The 16,501-nt window shown below is 72.0% G+C and carries 15 protein-coding genes; 6 read left to right on the top strand and 9 right to left on the bottom strand.

Annotated features, from left to right (window positions below; genetic code table 11):
• Nucleotides 1–149: 149 nt before the first annotated feature.
• Entirely contained in the window at nt 150–596 is a 447-nt protein-coding gene (locus Z164_RS0108825; RefSeq protein WP_024890345.1) for a heavy metal-responsive transcriptional regulator, read from the bottom strand.
• 258 nt (nt 597–854) lie between these two features.
• Here Z164_RS0108825 and Z164_RS20250 point away from each other — a divergent pair, with 258 nt between their 5' ends.
• The 3 genes from Z164_RS20250 to Z164_RS0108810 all read left to right on the top strand — a co-directional run bounded on the left by Z164_RS20250 (nt 855) and on the right by Z164_RS0108810 (nt 2,859).
• Nucleotides 855–1,292, top strand: a complete 438-nt coding sequence (locus Z164_RS20250; RefSeq protein ID WP_024890344.1) for a response regulator transcription factor — start codon at nt 855–857, stop codon at nt 1,290–1,292.
• A 116-nt stretch (nt 1,293–1,408) separates the two neighbouring features.
• Nucleotides 1,409–2,362 carry a hypothetical protein gene (locus Z164_RS0108815; RefSeq protein WP_024890343.1) on the top strand — a complete coding sequence of 318 codons (954 nt, stop codon included), beginning with the start codon at nt 1,409–1,411 and terminating at the stop codon, nt 2,360–2,362.
• A gap of 26 nt (nt 2,363–2,388) precedes the next feature.
• Nucleotides 2,389–2,859 carry a hypothetical protein gene (locus Z164_RS0108810; protein WP_024890342.1) on the top strand — a complete coding sequence of 157 codons (471 nt, stop codon included), beginning with the start codon at nt 2,389–2,391 and terminating at the stop codon, nt 2,857–2,859.
• 47 nt (nt 2,860–2,906) lie between these two features.
• Here the strand turns inward: Z164_RS0108810 and Z164_RS20245 are convergent, their stop codons facing one another.
• The 8 genes from Z164_RS20245 to Z164_RS0108770 form a co-directional block, all read right to left on the bottom strand.
• The gene (locus Z164_RS20245) at nt 2,907–4,043 is read right to left on the bottom strand and encodes an aldo/keto reductase (RefSeq protein WP_043689641.1); all 1,137 of its coding nucleotides are present in this window, start codon (nt 4,041–4,043) and stop codon (nt 2,907–2,909) included.
• A 104-nt stretch (nt 4,044–4,147) separates the two neighbouring features.
• A complete protein-coding gene (locus Z164_RS0108800; protein ID WP_024890341.1) occupies nt 4,148–5,815 on the bottom strand; it encodes an ABC1 kinase family protein in 1,668 nt (555 codons plus the stop codon).
• Nucleotides 5,816–5,906: 91 nt separating this feature from the next.
• On the bottom strand, nt 5,907–6,113 hold the full coding sequence (locus Z164_RS23330) for a hypothetical protein (RefSeq protein WP_024890340.1): 207 nt from the start codon (nt 6,111–6,113) through the stop codon (nt 5,907–5,909).
• Between the two features lie 348 nt (nt 6,114–6,461).
• Nucleotides 6,462–7,757, bottom strand: a complete 1,296-nt coding sequence (locus Z164_RS0108790) for a replication-associated recombination protein A (protein WP_081770132.1) — start codon at nt 7,755–7,757, stop codon at nt 6,462–6,464.
• 127 nt (nt 7,758–7,884) lie between these two features.
• On the bottom strand, nt 7,885–8,511 hold the full coding sequence (lolA, locus tag Z164_RS0108785) for an outer membrane lipoprotein periplasmic chaperone LolA (protein WP_024890338.1): 627 nt from the start codon (nt 8,509–8,511) through the stop codon (nt 7,885–7,887).
• Nucleotides 8,512–8,613: 102 nt separating this feature from the next.
• Nucleotides 8,614–9,741: a serine hydrolase domain-containing protein gene (locus Z164_RS0108780; protein WP_201769585.1), complete on the bottom strand. Its 1,128-nt coding sequence runs from the start codon at nt 9,739–9,741 to the stop codon at nt 8,614–8,616.
• A gap of 87 nt (nt 9,742–9,828) precedes the next feature.
• Nucleotides 9,829–12,195 (bottom strand): DNA translocase FtsK, encoded by a 2,367-nt coding sequence (locus Z164_RS0108775; protein WP_024890336.1) that lies wholly within the window; start codon nt 12,193–12,195, stop codon nt 9,829–9,831.
• A gap of 89 nt (nt 12,196–12,284) precedes the next feature.
• Nucleotides 12,285–13,352, bottom strand: coding sequence for an alanine dehydrogenase (locus tag Z164_RS0108770; protein WP_024890335.1), 1,068 nt, complete (start codon nt 13,350–13,352; stop codon nt 12,285–12,287).
• A 213-nt stretch (nt 13,353–13,565) separates the two neighbouring features.
• Here Z164_RS0108770 and trxB point away from each other — a divergent pair, with 213 nt between their 5' ends.
• Genes trxB through aat form a run of 3 tightly spaced genes read left to right on the top strand, consistent with a single transcriptional unit; the run spans nt 13,566 to nt 16,470 of the window.
• Complete coding sequence (trxB, locus tag Z164_RS0108765) at nt 13,566–14,519, top strand: thioredoxin-disulfide reductase (RefSeq protein WP_024890334.1); 954 nt, start codon at nt 13,566–13,568, stop codon at nt 14,517–14,519.
• A 49-nt stretch (nt 14,520–14,568) separates the two neighbouring features.
• Nucleotides 14,569–15,708: a GNAT family N-acetyltransferase gene (locus Z164_RS0108760; RefSeq protein WP_024890333.1), complete on the top strand. Its 1,140-nt coding sequence runs from the start codon at nt 14,569–14,571 to the stop codon at nt 15,706–15,708.
• A 12-nt stretch (nt 15,709–15,720) separates the two neighbouring features.
• On the top strand, nt 15,721–16,470 hold the full coding sequence (gene aat / locus Z164_RS0108755; RefSeq protein ID WP_024890332.1) for a leucyl/phenylalanyl-tRNA--protein transferase: 750 nt from the start codon (nt 15,721–15,723) through the stop codon (nt 16,468–16,470).
• Nucleotides 16,471–16,501 lie beyond the last annotated feature (31 nt).

Genomic DNA, 16,501 nt, shown 5'->3' with positions numbered 1-16,501 from the left:
CGACCGGCGCCGCCGCGGCATGGCCGCCGTGGCAGCAGGCGTGCGCCGCGGCGGGTGCGGGCGCCTGGGCGTCGTGCGAAGCGCAACCGCCACCGCCGTGCCGGTGCCCATGCGCGGCGGAATGTCCCTCGGGACCGGGCGGGCGGATTTCATGCGGCATGGGAGGTCTCCCGGTCCAGGGCAAGGGATTGCGTGGTCAGCGCCCCCAGGATCGGGCAGGCCGCCGCCGGCCCATGGCCCGGACAGGCTTCGACCAGCCCGGCCAGGGCGTCGCGCACCCGGCCCAGTTCGGCCAGCTTGCGCTCCAGCGCCTGCAGCCGCGCCCGGGCCAGCTCGCGCAGCGCGGTGATGTCGCGATCCGCATCCGGGCGGGCGCCGGCCCGGTCCGACAGCGCCAGCAGCTCCCGGATCTCGGCCAGGGTGAAGCCCAGCGCCTTGGCGCGCGCGACGAAGCGCAACCGCTGGACGTCCGACGCGCCATAGCGCCGGTAGCCGGAAGGCTGCCGCGCCGGCGCGGGCAGCACGCCGTGCCGCTCGTAATAGCGCACGGTGTCGATGGATACGCCGGACAGGCGCGAGAGTTCGCCGATCTGCATGGGAGAAGCCCGTCGTTGGAAGCGGGGCCAGCTTAGACCCTGGAGTCTGGTCCAGGGTCAAGCCAGCCCCTTGTTTTACATAATCTACATTATGCGAAATTAAGGATATCGCCCGGAACCACCCGCGATGGCCGTCGGCTCGCACGCGGCCGACACCGTGCTAGCTCTGCTCGTCGGCCGCCCGGTCGGCGCTGCGCAGGCAAATCCACGGCCGGCGCCGGCGCGTCACACCGAACGTCGCGCTCGCGGACCAGGCACATGGCCAGACTCACGTCCAGGGAATGGGACGTCCTCCGATCGATCGCACGCGGCCGTACGACCGCCGAGATCGCCCGCGAACTCGGCATCGCCTATTTCACCGCGCGCACCCATCGGCGACACCTGCTGGATAAGCTCGACCTGCACAGCGCGGCGCAATTGACCGCCTACGCCATCGAGCACGCCAGCGCTGCCAGCCGGCCGGCGCCACCGGCGAGCGCCCACGGGCTCACACCGCGCCAGCGCGAGATCGTCCTGCTCGTGGGGCGCGGGCTCACCAGCAAGCAGATCGCCCGGGTGCTGGGCCTCAGCCCGGCTACCGTGCGCAAGCACCGGGAACACATCGCCACCCGCCTCGGCCTGCGCTCGCTGTCGGCGCTGATCGGCTATGCGAGGCGGCTGGACCCGGGCGGCGGCGGGCATACGGCAAACGAGTGATTTACCGCCGCCATCCGCGGCGGGATCGTGGCCGGGCCGGAGCGGCAGATGAGGACGAACGCGGGCCCGGCGACCGGCCGCCGAATGGCCCGTACCCCAGCCAAGGAGCATGCGAAATGGGCAAGTCGAATTCGATCGAGCAGCAGCAACGCGAGAACCAGGCCTTCAACGATTATGTCGAGAAGATGCGTCGCGATCTGGACGAGCAGCTGGCGAAGGAGCAGAAGGCGCTCGCCGGCCGCATCGAGGCGCATTACCGCAACTACCGGGACGACAACTCGCTGATCGCCAGCACGTATCAGCACCTGACCACCGTCGACGAGTGGTCGCTGGATTCGGTCAACGCGGCGATCTCGCGTTGCAAGACGGCCATCTTCGGCGGGCAGCTGCCCGACGGCGCCACCCGCGACACGCCCACCCCTGAGGCGAGCGCGGCGATCAAGGCGATGGCCAACCTGGACCTGCTGATCGCCAACGCCGCATTCGACGCGGTGCAGTCGCTGCTGCGCAGCGCCGGCAGCCGGACCGAGACCAGCGTCTTCGCCAAGTCCGACGTGCGTCCCCTCGCCCCCGGGCTGACGCTGTTCATCGCGGTCGTGGAGAACAGCTTCAGCCGCAAGGACTTCTTCCGCAACAAGACGATCGTGCAGAACTTCTTCGTGTTCGATGCGCGTTTCTCGATCAAGGAAGGCCAGACGGTGTCGCAGTTCAACGATCTGCGCGCCTACGAGGACCAGAAGCAGTCCTTCCGCGAACAGCTGCGCAAGATCGACGACATCGTCATGGATCTCGATCCCACCCAGGACGACTACCTGACCCAGCTGGCGCGCTACAGCGGCATCGCCGACACCCTCAACGCCCGGCTCGAACTGATCGACCAGAAGCTGCAGGCCCTGCGTCCGCCCGCGAAGGCCGCCGCGCTCGCGGCCAAGGCGCGCATTCCGGCGTCCCCATCGCTGGGCACGGCCGCGGCCCTGGCCAGCGAGCGCTGGGCGATCGTCGCGCGCGTCCGGTCGCGGTTCGAGACCGCCCTCGCCGCCCGCGACTTCGCCCACGCCGCCTCGAAGTAACGAACCCGCCACCCGGAGAAGACATCATGCAGACCGCAAGAACGATCGCCCTGTTCGCCTGCCTCGCGCTCGCCGCATCGCTGGCCTCCGCCGCGGAACGGGCCTCCCGGACCGTCGCCGGCGCCAGCGTCTACGCCTACGACGCACCGACCGACCAGGCCGAAGTCTTCCGCACCCTGCGCCGGCTGGTCGCCGAGGACGCGAACGCCGGCACGCATCGCCAGATCTACGTCGTCACCGGCACCCACGGCAATCCGGACGGCACGGTCACGGGCGACTGCGCCGAGATCCGGTTCAAGGCCGAGGATCTCGACAGCGCCCGCATCACCCGGTCCCACATCCACATCCGCGATTACCACCTGACCGCACCGAACCGCTGGCGCGAACTGGACGAGCGCGGGCCCAACGCGGTCATCGTGCTCGCCTGGTGCTACAGCCATCAATGGACCCGCAACCCGGGGCCGGACGGCAACGACGGCAAGCTCACCATGCGATGAACCCCGTCGGGCGGGGCGGCGCCGTGCCGCTCCGCCCTGCGGCGCATTCACGGCACCGGCGCGTCCTCGGCCACGATCCCCTCGTGCTTGAGATCGCGCCAGAAGCCGTCCGGGATCGCGACGCGCATCGATTCGGCGTTCGCCCTCGCCTGCGCCGCGGTGCGCGCGCCCGGGATCACCGCCGACACCACCTCCGGGGCGGCGGCGAACTGCAGGGCGGCGGTGCGCAGGTCGATACCGTGGGCGTCGGCGACCGCCTGGGCGCGGGCGCGCTTGCCGGGCGCCCACTCGGGCAGGCGGCCGTCGTAGAGGTAACGGTCGCGGCCGGCGAGATAGCCGGCCAGCAGCGGCGAGCCGACCACGACCGAGGCGCCGCGCTCGGCGATCTTGGGGAAGGTCTCGCGCAGGGCCTGCTCGTGGTCGAGCAGCGAGTACTGGCAGGCCAGCAGGAAGATGTCGGGATCGGCCTCCTGCAACGCGCGCAGCGCCGGCTCCGGGCGATTGACGCCGAAGCCCCAGGCGCGGATCAGGCCCTCCTCGCGCATGCGGGTCAGCTCCGGCATCGCGCCCTTGGCGGCCTCGGCGAAGCGCTGCTCCCAGGGCATGCCCAGGTCCTGCTCGTTGTCGGGCGAGAGATCGTGGATGAAGACGATGTCGATCCGTTCGATGCCCAGCCGCTGCAGGCTGTCCTCGATCGAGCGCCGGGTGCCGGCGGCACTGTAGTCGTAGCGGTAGTCGAACGGCGACGGCTGCTGCCACATGGTCTCGGGCGGCGCGTCGGTGGCGGTGAGCAGGCGCCCGACCTTGGTCGAGAGCACGTAGCTGTCGCGCTCGCGCGCGTGCAGCGCGTGGCCGAAGCGGCGCTCGCTCAGGCCCAGGCCGTACCAGGGCGAGGTGTCGAAGTAGCGGGCGCCGGTATCGTAGGCGGCATCCAGGGTCTCCCGAGCCTGCGCGTCGGTCGTCGGGGCGAAGCCGTTGCCGATCGCCACCCCGCCCAGGCCGAGCCGGAACGGCGGCCGGTAGCGTCCGTCGCGCGGCCGCATCGCCTGCGCCGGCTCGCGCGAGAGGCGGCCCCGGGTGGGCAGCACGCTGCCGGGCGCGGACGGCTGTGCGAACAACGGCGCGGCGGCGATGGCCGCGGTCCCGAGAGCGGCCTGGGACAGAAAACGACGACGTGGGAGCATGGCGCTCTCCTCTGGTTGGCAATGGAAGCGCCGCGCGCGGCGCTGTCGGATGCTGCGCCGGCAGCCGTCGATGCGGCGTCGAACGCCGGCCGCGGCGACATTGCTCAATCCAGCGGCCCGCGCTCCTCGCGCGGGCGTACCTTGCGGTCGGACAGCAGCGCCGAGACCACCAGGGTCACCCCGAGCGCGGCGGCCAGCAGGAACAGCACCAGCGCGAAGGCGGGATAGCCGAACAGGGTGTGCGGGGTGTCGACCCGCGCGAGCATGGCCGCGCCCACCACCAGCGAGGCGGTGATGACCCCGGTGGAGATGCGGTTGGCGATCTTCTGCAGGCTCTCCATGAGGTGCGATTCCTCGAGCCCGGCCAGGCGCACGCGCAGCTTGTTGTCGGCCACCAGCGAGAGGATGTCGGAGACCTTGCGCGGCGCCGCGCGCAGCAGCTGCTGAGTCTCCAGCGCCTCCATGCCCAGCCGCTGCGGCGACAGCGAGGAGCGCAGGCGCTCGCGCATGATGCGGTAGGCGTGGTCCTCCACCGCCGCCTTGACGTCGAGCCCCGGCTCCAGCGCGCCGGCCACCGCCTCCAGGTTGAGCATGGTCTTGCCCAGCAGCGTGGTGGCCGCCGGCAGGCGCAGCCGGCACGCGGTGCCGATCCGCGCCAACTCCAGCAGCAGCCGGCCTTCCGACAGGCCGGCGCGCTCGGAGCGCACCGCGTAGCGCGCCACCAGTTGCGAGACCTCGTGCACGTAGCGCGCCTCGTCGAAGCCCTCCAGCCGCGCGCTGATGGCCATCGATTCGGCCGCCACGTCCTCGCCGCGGCCGTCCACCGCCGCCAGCACCAGCTTCAGCAACCGCTCGCGCTGGCGCGGCGGGACGTGGGCCACCATGCCGAAATCCAGCAGCGCGATCCGGTCGTCGTCGGTCAGCAGCACGTTGCCCGGATGCGGATCGGCGTGGATCTCGCCGTGCACGAACACCTGGTCGAGATAGCCTTTCAGCAGCGCGGTGGCCACCGGACCGTAGGCGTGCTCGGTGCGCCGCAGCCCGCCGATGTCGGTCACCTTGGTCCCCGGCACGTACTCCATCGTCAGTACGTGGCGCGAGGTGTAGTCCCAGATCGGGGCCGGCACCAGCAGTTCGGGATAGACCGCGAGCCGCTCGCGGAAGCGCTCCAGGCTCTCCGCCTCGTCGACATAGTCGAGCTCGGCCAGCAGGGTGCGCTGCATCTCGGCCACGATCTCGGCGAAGCGCATGCGCTGGCCGATCGAGGTGAAGCGATCGGCGCCGCGGGCGAAGCGGTCGAGGACGGAAATGTCCGCGCGGATGAGTTCCGCCACGCCCGGCCGCTGGATCTTGACCGCGACCTCGCGGCCGTCGTGCAAGGCGGCGCGATGCACCTGGGCGAGCGAGGCCGAGCCCAGCGGCTGTTCGTCGAAGGCGGCGAAGGCCTTGCTCAGGCGCACGCCGAGCGAGGCCTCCAGGACCGGCTTCAGCTCGGCGAACGGCAGCGGCTGCACGTCGTCCTGCATGCGCTCGAGCGCTTCCAGGTACGCGGGCGCGACCAGATCGGTGCGGGTGGACAGCAACTGCCCGATCTTGACGAAGGTCGGGCCGAGCTTCTCGATGTCGTCGGCGAACGCGGCGGCCCGCTCGCGCTCGCCGGGCCGCATGCGCCCGACCGCGCTGTCGAACACGCCGGCGCGGTAGTACTTCAGCGCGAAGCGCATGATCCGCGACGAGCGGTCCAGCGCGCCGGTGTGCTGCAGTGGACTCATGCCTGTTCTCTCCCATCTGCCGGCCCGGGGCCGGAGCGGAGAGCGTCTCAGCGGATTCGTGAACAGGACGTGCCGGCGCCCGGGCCCGCGATCAGCCGCGGCGCCAGAACTCCCGCACCTGGGCGCGGGCGCTGGCCCAGTCGTTGCCCGGGCGGCGCTGCCAGACCCGATACAGGATCGGCTCGACCTCGTGCCAGGCGCGGCCCGGGTACAGGTCGCGGAGTTCGCGCGCGTAGAGCGCATACAGCTGCGGCCCGGTGATCACCGCGGGCGGTGCGGGTGCGTCGTGACGGTTCATCGAACGGCCCTCCTGCGGTTCGGATGGCCCCCTGTCCCGGCAGTATGGCCCCTGCCGGCCGGCGGCGGGCGCCGTTCGTCGCCGGCTCCGGCCCGTCGGCTGACTCGTTCATTGTGGACGTTTCCCCCCTGCCCCCCCTCCCGCAAGCGGGTCATGTCGTTCCTTCTCCCGCGAGCGGGTGCATATCGTCCTTCTCCCGCAAGCGGGGGGAAGGAAAAACAAGATGCTCCCCGCTTGCGGGGGAAGGGAAAAACAAGATGGCGCCCGCTTGCGGGGGAAGGAAAAGACGACATGGCCTCGCTGGCGGGGGCGGGGTGCCTTTTCGCACCGTGGAGGCCGATTCGGGCCCTAAGGACCCGCGCCCTCCCCCTCCCCGCGCTCGCCCCGCGCCTGCGCGCGCGCTGCGCGCAGTTGCGCGAGCTTCTCGCCGAGCTTGAGTTCCAGCCCGCGCTGCACCGGCCGGTAGTAGATGCGTTCGCCCATCGCGTCGGGGAAACCGGTCTGGTCCAGCGCGATGCCGCCCTCGGCATCGTGGTCGTACTGGTAGCCGCGGCCGTAGCCCAGCGTCTTCATCAGCTTGGTCGGGGCGTTGCGGATGTGCATCGGCACCTCCTGGGTGCCGTACTCGCGCACGTCGGCGCGGGCCTGGTTCCAGGCCATGTAACCGGCGTTCGACTTGGCGGTGCTGGCCAGGTAAAGGGTGAGCTGGGCCAGCGCCAGTTCGCCTTCCGGGCTGCCGAGGCGATCGTAGGTGTCCCAGGCGTCGATGGCCATCTGCAGCGCGCGCGGGTCGGCCAGGCCGATGTCCTCGACGGCCATGCGGGTCAACCGCCGCGCCAGGTAGGCGGCGTCGCAGCCGCCGTCGAGCATGCGCGCCAGCCAGTACAGGGCGGCATCGGGATTGCTGCTGCGCACCGACTTGTGCAATGCCGAGATCTGGTCGTAGAACTGCTCGCCGCCCTTGTCGAAGCGCCGCGTGCGGTCGGCCAGCACCTGCAGCAGGGTCTGCTCGGTGATCCGCCCGCCCTCGTCCTGGGCCAGCTCGGCGGCGATCTCCAGCAGGGTCAGCGCGCGGCGCACGTCGCCGTCGGCGGCGCCGGCGATCTCGCGCAGGGCGCTGTCCTCGATGCGCACGCCCTGCCCGCCCAGGCCGCGCTCGTCGTCGGCCAGCGCGCGGCGCAACGCGTCCTGGATGTCGTCGGCGGACACCGCCTCCATCACGTGCACCCGGCAGCGCGACAGCAGCGCGGAGTTGAGCTCGAACGACGGGTTCTCGGTGGTGGCGCCGACGAAGACGATGGTGCCGCGCTCGATGTGCGGCAGGAAGGCGTCCTGCTGGGCCTTGTTGAAGCGGTGGACCTCGTCCACGAACAGGACCGTGCGGCGGCCTTCGTCGAAGCGGTGACCGGCCTCGGCCAGGACCTGGCGGACCTCGGGCAGCCCGGACAGCACCGCGGAGACGGCGCGGAATTCGGCATCGGCGTACTGCGCCAGCAGCAGCGCCAGGGTGGTCTTGCCGCAGCCGGGCGGGCCCCAGAGCACCATCGAGTGCACGCGGCCCGATTCCACCGCGCGCCGCAGCGCCGAACCCGGCGCGAGCAGCCGCCGCTGCCCGACCATCTCGTCCAGGCTGCGCGGCCGCATGCGCTCGGCCAGCGGCCGCAGCGCGCTGCGATCCACGCTCAGCAGGTCCTCGCCTTGCGGCGGGCGGGAAGGTTTCCGGGCCACCCGCGCATTCTACCGGCGCGCGTCGCGACCCATGAGACGCGCGTTACTCGCCGATCACGTCCACACCGGCCGGCGGCGTATAGCGGAAGGTGTCGGCGGCGAAGGCGGGGTTGCGGCGCCAGCCGGAGAAGGCGATCTCGGTCCGCTGCCCCAGCGCGTCGATCACCTCCATCCGCGCCAGTCCCTGGCCGTCGAAGCCCAGCCGCGCGGACTGGAAGCTCGCCTCCTGCTCGCGCTTGGGGGTGAGCGTCATCCAGTGCAGGCCGTCGGCCGGCGCCGCTTCCTCGCTGACATCGAAGTCGCGGTCGAGCCGGGCCGGATCGGTCAGCGTGGCCAGCGGGCTGTTCTGCTCCTCGGCGCCCTGCGGCCGCACGGTCACCTGCTCCAGGTCGGGATCGTAGACCCAGACCTTCTCGCCGTCGGCGACGATCAGTTGCGGGTAGGGCTCGACGTACTCCCAGCGGAACAGCCGCGGCGCCGCCAGCGCCACCCGCCCGCTCGAGGTCTCCTTGACCCGGCCGTTGCCGTCGAAGACGCGTTGGGTGAACTGGCCGTCCAGCCCGCGCAGGTCGCGGGTGAAGGCCTGCAGCGTGTCGCGCGCGCCGGCGAACGCGCCGGCGGGCAGCAGCAGGGCGGTGGCGAAGGCGGCGGCCAGCAGGACACGACGCATGGCGGGTCTCCAGGTCAGGATTCGGATGGCGCGCAGTGTGACCGCAGCGGCCTGAACGGGCCAGCCCTCCGGCGCGGGCGATCGGCCGCGCCGCGGCAGCGCTCAGCTCCGGTTGCGCTGCGGCTGCGGGCCGCGTGCCGCGTCGCGCCGGCCCGCCGCCTCGGCCTGGGCCTGCGATGCGCGGCCGGCCCCGGTCCGGCAGTCGCCGGCCTCGACCTGCGCGGCGAGAATCGCGGCCAGGATCGCCTCGGAACGGCGCTGGCCATAGCCGCGGCCGTAGGCCGCGGACGTGATCGCCACGACCAGCTCGCAGGCCGGGGCCACGTAGATCTTGTTGCCGCCGTTGCCGGAGGCGAACCAGACCGGGACCAGCGCATCGCCGATCCGGTGGTCCTTCCGGTACCAGAACCAGCCGTAATCGTCGGCATAGGGGTCGACGTCGCCGATGGCCACCCGCGGCGCCAGCATCCGTCGGATCCAGTCCTCGCCGACCACCTGGCGGTCGCCGGCGCGACCGTCGTTGCGCACCAGCTCGCCGATGGCGGCGAGCCCGCGCGTGGTCAGCCGCAGGTTGCCCTGCCCCTTGGTCGCGCCCGATGCGTCCGCATCCCAGCGCCAGTCCGCGATCCCGAGCGGCGCGAACAGCGCGCGGCCCGCGAGCGCGGCCATCGTCTCGCCGGTGGCGTAGGCCACCGCCAGCCCGGCGACGTAGGCGGTCGCCGAGTTGTAGCGGTAGCGCGTGCCCGGCGGATCCGCCTGCGGCAGGCCGAGGACGAAGGCCTGCGGATCGGCGGCGGCGTCCATCCGGTCCTCGTGGCCGGGCGAATCCGGGTCCTCGTCGAAGGCGTCGAGGCCGGAGCGCATCGCGAGCAGATCGCGCAGCGCCACCGCACCGACCGGGCGGCCCGCCGCCGCGGCCCAGTAGCGCTGGACCGGATCGTCCACCGAGCCGATGGCGCCGCGGTCGATGGCGATGCCGACCATCAGCGCGGTCACGCTCTTGCCGGCCGAGCGGACGTCGTGGAGCTCGTCGGCGCCGGCGCCGTGGTAGTAGCGCTCGGCGACGCGGCGGCCGCGGTGGAGCACGACCACGCCGCGCAAGTCGGGATGCGGGTCGCGGTCCCACCGGGCCAGCAACGCGGGCAGGTCCGGCGGCTCGGCCGCAGCCGCAGGCGGCACCATCCAGGCCAGCACGGCGCAGGCCAGCCACGACGCGATCTTCGAGCGCATGGTCTTTTCACGGAGCCGGCGCGCCGGCGATGGGCCGATGGTAGCTCGCCGCAGCGCGAGCCGGCCGCGGAAAACCGCCTGCGCGGCCTACTTCGGCGGCGGCGGCGCCAGCACCGAGCGGTCGCCGTTGTGCTCGGGCGCGCTGACCACGCCCGCGGCCTCCATCGCCTCCACCAGGCGCGCGGCGCGGTTGTAGCCGATCTTCAACCGGCGCTGCACGCCTGAGATCGAGGCGCGGCGGGTCTCGGTGACGATCTTGACCGCCTCGTCGTACAGCGGGTCGCTCTCGTCCCCCGCCCCGCCGCCGGACTCCGGCAGACCGGTGGCGCCGATCACGGTACCGTCGCCCATGGTCTGCACCTCGTCCAGCACGCCCTCGATGTACTCGGCCTTGCCGCTCTGCTTGAGGTGCTCGACGACGCGGTGCACTTCCTCGTCGCTGACGAAGGCGCCGTGCACGCGCTCGGGCAGCGCGGTGCCGGGCGGCAGGTACAGCATGTCGCCGTGCCCCAGCAGGGTCTCGGCGCCGGACTGGTCGAGGATCGTGCGCGAGTCGATCTTGGAGCTGACCTGGAACGCGATGCGGGTCGGGATGTTGGCCTTGATCAGGCCGGTGATCACGTCCACCGACGGCCGCTGGGTGGCCAGGATCAGGTGGATGCCGGCCGCGCGCGCCTTCTGCGCCAGCCGCGCGATCAGCTCCTCCACCTTCTTGCCGACGATCATCATCATGTCGGCGAATTCGTCGATGAAGATGACGATGTAGGGCAGCGGCTCCAGCGGCTGGGCCACCTCCTCGGTCTCCGGATTGGGCCGGAACAGCGGGTCGAGCAGCGGCTGGCCGGCGTCCTGCGCGTCCTTGACCTTCTTGTTGAAGCCGGCCAGGTTGCGCACCCCGACCGCGCTCATCAGCTTGTAGCGGCGTTCCATCTCCGCCACGCACCAGCGCAGGCCGTTGGCGGCCTCCTTCATGTCGGTGACCACCGGCGCCAGCAGGTGCGGGATGCCCTCGTAGACGCTGAGCTCCAGCATCTTCGGGTCGATCATCAGCATCCGCAGCTCCTGCGGCGTCGCCTTGAACAGCAGGCTCAGCACCATCGCGTTGACCGCCACCGACTTGCCCGAGCCGGTGGTGCCGGCCACCAGCAGGTGCGGCATGCGCGCCAGGTCGGCGACCACCGACTGCCCGCTGATGCCCTTGCCGAGCGCCAGCGTCAGCACGCTGGGCGACTTGTCGTACTCGCGCGAGCGCAGCAGCTCGGAGAGATAGATCATCTCCCGGCGGGTGTTGGGGATCTCCAGGCCGATCACCGACTTGCCCGGGATCACGTCCACCACGCGCACCGACTTCACCGACAGGCCGCGGGCGATGTCCTTGTCCAGCGAGCTGATCTGGCTGACCTTGATGCCCGGCGCCGGCTCCATCTCGAAGCGGGTGATGACCGGCCCGGGCTGCGCTTCCTTGACCTCCACGTCGATGCGGAAGTCCTTGAGCTTGAACTCGATCTGCCGCGACAGCGTCTCCAGCGTCTCCTCGTCGTAACCCTTGGGCTGCGGCTTCGGGTCGTCGAGCAGCGACAGCGGCGGCAGCCCGGAGGCGTCGCCGCCGGTGCCCTTGAACAGCGGGATCTGCTGCTCGCGCTTGGCGCGCTCGCTGCGCTCCACCACCGGCGGCGCGACCGGCGGCTCGATCCGCACGGGGGTGCGCTTGGCGCGCTTCTCGGTCTCGCTGCGGCGCACTTCCTCGCGCTCGCCGCGCAGCTCGCGGGCCTGCTGCCATTCGCTAGCCTGCCGCGTGCCCCGCCGCAGCAGGTCGGGCACCTTCATCGCCCAGGCGCCGATGCGGTCCATCACCCGGAACCAGGACAGCCCGGTGGCCAGGGTCACCGAGACCAGCACCAGCGCCAGCAGGAACAGGTTGCCGCCCACCGGGCCGAAGCCGCCGTAGAGCGAGTTGCCCACCAGCCGCCCGAGGATGCCGCCGCCACCGGCCGACAGGTCGGCGGCGTTGGGAATGCGCAGGGCCAGCAGGCCGGTGGCCGAGACCAGGAAGCCGACGATGCCCACCAGCCGCAGCGCCGGGCCCAGGTCGGCCTTGCCGTCGCCGTCGTGGTCCATGCCGAACATCGCGATCCACGCGATCGCCGCCAGCATCAGCGGCAGCAGGTAGGCGACGAAGCCGAACAGGTGCAGCAGCACGTCGGCGATCCACGCCCCCACCGGCCCGCCGACGTTGTGCAGCGGCGCGGTGACGCTGCCCGAACGCGACCAGCCCGGGTCCTCGGGCGAGAAGGTCAGCAGGCTGGCGAACAGGTACAGCAGCAGCGGCGCGATCAGGATCATCGCGATGTCGCGCCACAGCCGCTGCCGGCGCGGGTTGGGCGCCGACGGCTCGGCGGCGCCCGCGCCGCCGCGGGGACGTTTGCTGCTGCGTTCCTGGAGAGGCCGTGCCACCGTGCGCGATTACCTGAGGTTTGACATGCAGGGCATTGATCTTACTTCAAAAGTTGAAGCCCGAGGGAATTCGATACCGGCACCGTGCTTCAGAGCGCCATGCCCTGCAGCGCGGGGTGCACCAGCCGGCCGTCCTCGACGTTGATGCCGCGCGTGAGCGGCGCATCGTCGCGCCAGTCGCCGGAGGCGAGCTTGTCGACCCACGGCAGGATCGCCGCGCAGATCGCCTGCGAGCTGGTCTGCGGCACCGCACCGGGCATGTTGGTCACCGCGAAGTGGATCACCCCCTCCTCCACGTAGGTCGGGGCCTGCCAGGTCGTGGCGCGCGAGGTCTCGAAGCAGCCGCCCTGGTCGATCGAGATATCGACCAGCACGCTGCCCGGCTCCATCTGCGCCAGGTGCGCGCGGGTCAGCACGTGCGGGGCGACCGCGCCGGTCACCAGCACGGCGCCGATCACCAGGTCCGCGCCGGCGACCTCGCGGGCGACCACCTCGTCGTAGGGATAGAGCGCGGTGACGTTGGGGCCCAGCGCCATCATCTGCCCCATGCGGTCCTGGCGCTTCTCGAACACCACCACGTTGGCGCCGCCGGCGGCCGCCAGCGCCGCGGCGTTGCCGCCGGCCGCGCCGGCACCGAACACGACCACCTTGCCGCGCTCGGTGGACGGCAGGCCGCCCAGCAGCTTGCCCTTGCCGCCCTCGGGCTGGTGCAGCAGGTGGGTGCCGACCTGCACGCCGATGCGCCCGGCGATCACCGACATCGGCGCCAGCAGCGGCAGGTCGCCGTTGTCGAGCTCGACGGTCTCGAAGGCCACGCCGGTCAGGCCGATGTCGAGCAGCCGCCGGGTCAGCGCCGGCAACGGCGCCAGGTGCAGGTAGCAGAACAGCAGGTGCTCGCGGCGCAGGTGCTGCAGGTCGCCCTCGATCGGCTCCTTGACCTTCACGATCAGCTCGCCGCGTTCGTACAGGGCGGCGGCATCGGGCGCGACGCGCACGCCCAGGCGCGCGTAGTCCTCGTCGGAGAAACGCGATTTCTCGCCCGCGCCGGCCTCGATCCACACCTCGTGGCCGCGCTTGACCAGGTCGCCGGCGGCCGCCGGCACCAGGGCCACGCGGCCCTCCAGGGTCTTGGTTTCCTTCGGCACGCCAATCCGCATCGCCAGCTCTCCACTGTCCGGGTCGCGCCGGCCGCGCCGGCGCCACGAAAAAACCCGCACACGGGTGCGGGCGGCCGCTGCGCCGTGGGGTGCGCGCCGGCGAATCGGGATGGACCGTTCCGGCCGCCGGTGCCCGCGCGCCTTGTGCCGGGGCGCCCGCGCCGCCAAGCTATGCGGCTCGAAACCTCACGTTTTCCAGGCCCGCGAGTATACATGAGCACCCCCAAGCACTGCCGTCTGCTGATCCTCGGTTCCGGCCCCGCCGGCTGGACCGCCGCCATCTACGCCGCGCGCGCCAACCTGAAGCCGGTGGTGGTGACGGGCCTGCAGATGGGCGGGCAGCTGATGACCACCACCGAGGTCGACAACTGGCCGGGCGATGCCCACGGGCTGATGGGTCCCGATCTGATGGCGCGGATGCAGGCGCATGCCGAGCGCTTCGAGACCGAGGTGGTGTTCGACCACGTCCACACCGCCGACCTGTCGCAGCGGCCGTTCCGGCTCAAGGGCGACAGCGGCGAGTACACCGCCGACGCCCTCATCATCGCCACCGGCGCCACCGCCAAGTACCTGGGCATCCCGTCCGAGGAGGCGTTCAAGGGCCGCGGCGTGTCCGCCTGCGCGACCTGCGACGGCTTCTTCTACAAGGACCAGGACGTGGCCGTGGTCGGCGGCGGCAACACCGCGGTCGAGGAAGCGCTGTACCTGTCCAACATCGCCCGCAAGGTCTATCTGGTGCACCGCCGCGACACCCTGCGCGCGGAAAAGATCATGCAGGACAAGCTGTTCGCCAAGGTCCAGGCCGGCAAGATCGAACCGGTCTGGCACCACACGGTGGACGAGGTGCTCGGCAACGCGCAGGGCGTCACCGGCCTGCGGGTGAAGTCCGTGCTCGATGGCGCCACCCGCGATCTCGACGTGCACGGCTTCTTCGTCGCCATCGGCCATACCCCGAACACCTCGCTGTTCGAGGGCCAGCTGGCGATGAACAACGGCTACCTGGAGATCCGCTCCGGCCTGGGCGGCGGCGCCACCGAGACCTCGGTGCCCGGCGTGTTCGCCGCCGGCGACGTCGCCGACCAGCACTACCGCCAGGCGATCACGTCCGCCGGCTTCGGCTGCATGGCCGCGCTCGACGCCGAGCGCTTCCTCGACCAGCAGGGCTGACGCGGATCACGCGGCGCCAGCGCCGCGGGGCTTCGGCTAACCTGCACCGATGACGCAAGCGTTCGAGGCCGCCTCACTCGCGGAGATTCCCGCCGACGCCTGGGACGCGCTGCACGACGGCCGCAATCCCTTCGTCGGCCATGCCTTCCTGCACGGGCTGGAACGCGAGGGCTGCCTGCGCGCGGGCTGGGGCTGGACGCCGCGCCATATCCTGCTGCGCGATGGCGACCGCCTGCTGGCGGCGGCGCCGGGCTACCTGAAGACCAATTCCCACGGCGAGTTCGTCTTCGACCACGCCTGGGCGCACGCCTACGCCCGCCACGGGCAGCATTACTTCCCGAAATGGCTGGGCGCGGTGCCCTACTCGCCGGTCACCGGGCCGCGCCTGCTGGCGGTCGACGACGACGCCCGCCGCGCGCTGCTGGCGGCGATCGTGGCGCACGCTCGGGCCGGCGGCCTGTCCTCGGCGCACGTCAACTTCCACACCGAGGCCGAGGACGCCGCGTTCGGCCCGGACTGGCTGCCGCGCGTGGACGTGCAGTACCACTGGCGCAACCCGGGCGGCTGGACCTGCTTCGACGACTACCTGGCGGCGATGGACCACAAGCACCGCAAGAACATCCGCCAGGAGCGCGCGCGGGTGGCGCGCGCCGGGGTGCGTTTCCGCGTGCTGCACGGCGACGAGGCCGGCGACGACGACCTCGACGCGATCTACGGCTTCTACCTGCGCACCTTCGCCGAATACGGCAACTCGCCGGCGCTGACGCCGGGCTTCCTGCGCCACCTCGCCCGCGCCATGCCCCGGCAACTGGTACTGGTGCTGGCCGACCTGGACGGCGAGCCGGCGCCGATCGCCGGCGCCCTGTGCCTGCGCGGCGCCGACACCCTGTACGGCCGCTACTGGGGCGCCGACCGCGCCCTGCCCGGCCTGCACTTCGAGACCTGCTACTACCAGGGCATCGAGTACTGCCTGCGCGAGGGGCTGACGACGTTCGAGCCCGGCGCGCAGGGCGAGCACAAGATCGCGCGCGGCTTCCTGCCGACCTTCGTGCGCAGCCGGCACTGGATCGCCGACGCGGGCTTCGCCGCGGCGCTGCGGCCCTGGTGCGCCGAGGAGGCCGCCTCGGTGCGCGCCTACAAGGCGATGCTGGACGCGCACTCGCCGTTCAAGCCGGTCGCGGCCGGGTAGCGGCCGCCGGCGATGCACCCGCGCCCGTTCCTGCTCGATCCCGATCCCGATTCGCCGTTCCCGCCGGTGGCCTTCGCCCTGCGCGAGCCCGACGGCCTGCTGGCGATGGGCGGCGACCTGACGCCGGCGCGGCTGCTCAACGCCTACCGCCACGGCATCTTTCCCTGGTACTCGCCGGGCCAGCCGATCCTGTGGTGGTCGCCGGACCCGCGCGCGGTGTTCGCCAGCGACGGCGTGCGCCTGGGTTCGCGTTTCCGCCGCACGCTGCGCCGCAGCCGCTGGACCCTGCGCGCGGACACCCGCTTCGAGGAGGTGGTGCGCGCCTGCGCCCGGGCGCCGCGCCGCGGCCAGGGCGGCACCTGGATCACCCGGGAGATGCAGGCCGCCTACGCGCGCCTGCACGCGCTGGGCCATGCCCACAGCATCGAGGTCCTCGACGGCGAGCGCCTGGTCGGCGGGATCTACGGCGTCGCGCTCGGGCGGATGTTCTTCGGCGAAAGCATGTTCAGCGCCGAATCCGGCGGCTCCAAGGTGGCACTGGCCGGGCTGGCCCGCCACCTGGCCGCGCACGGCTGGCCGCTGATCGACGCCCAGGTGGAGAATCCGCACCTGACCCGCCTGGGCGCGCAGGCGTGGCCGCGCCCGCGCTTCGTCGAGGCGGTCGGGCGATTGGCGGCCCAGGACGGCGTGCCGGGCCCCTGGACCGGCTGGTTCGGCGCGCCGGCGGCCGCCTCGCTGGGCGCGCGCGACGGTGCGGCTTAACGGAACTTTTGCCTCGACGGCCCGGACGTGT

The sequence above is a fragment of the Luteimonas huabeiensis HB2 genome (assembly GCF_000559025.1).
GTDB lineage: Bacteria > Pseudomonadota > Gammaproteobacteria > Xanthomonadales > Xanthomonadaceae > Luteimonas > Luteimonas huabeiensis.
This window is presented reverse-complemented; position numbering and strand designations above follow the sequence as displayed.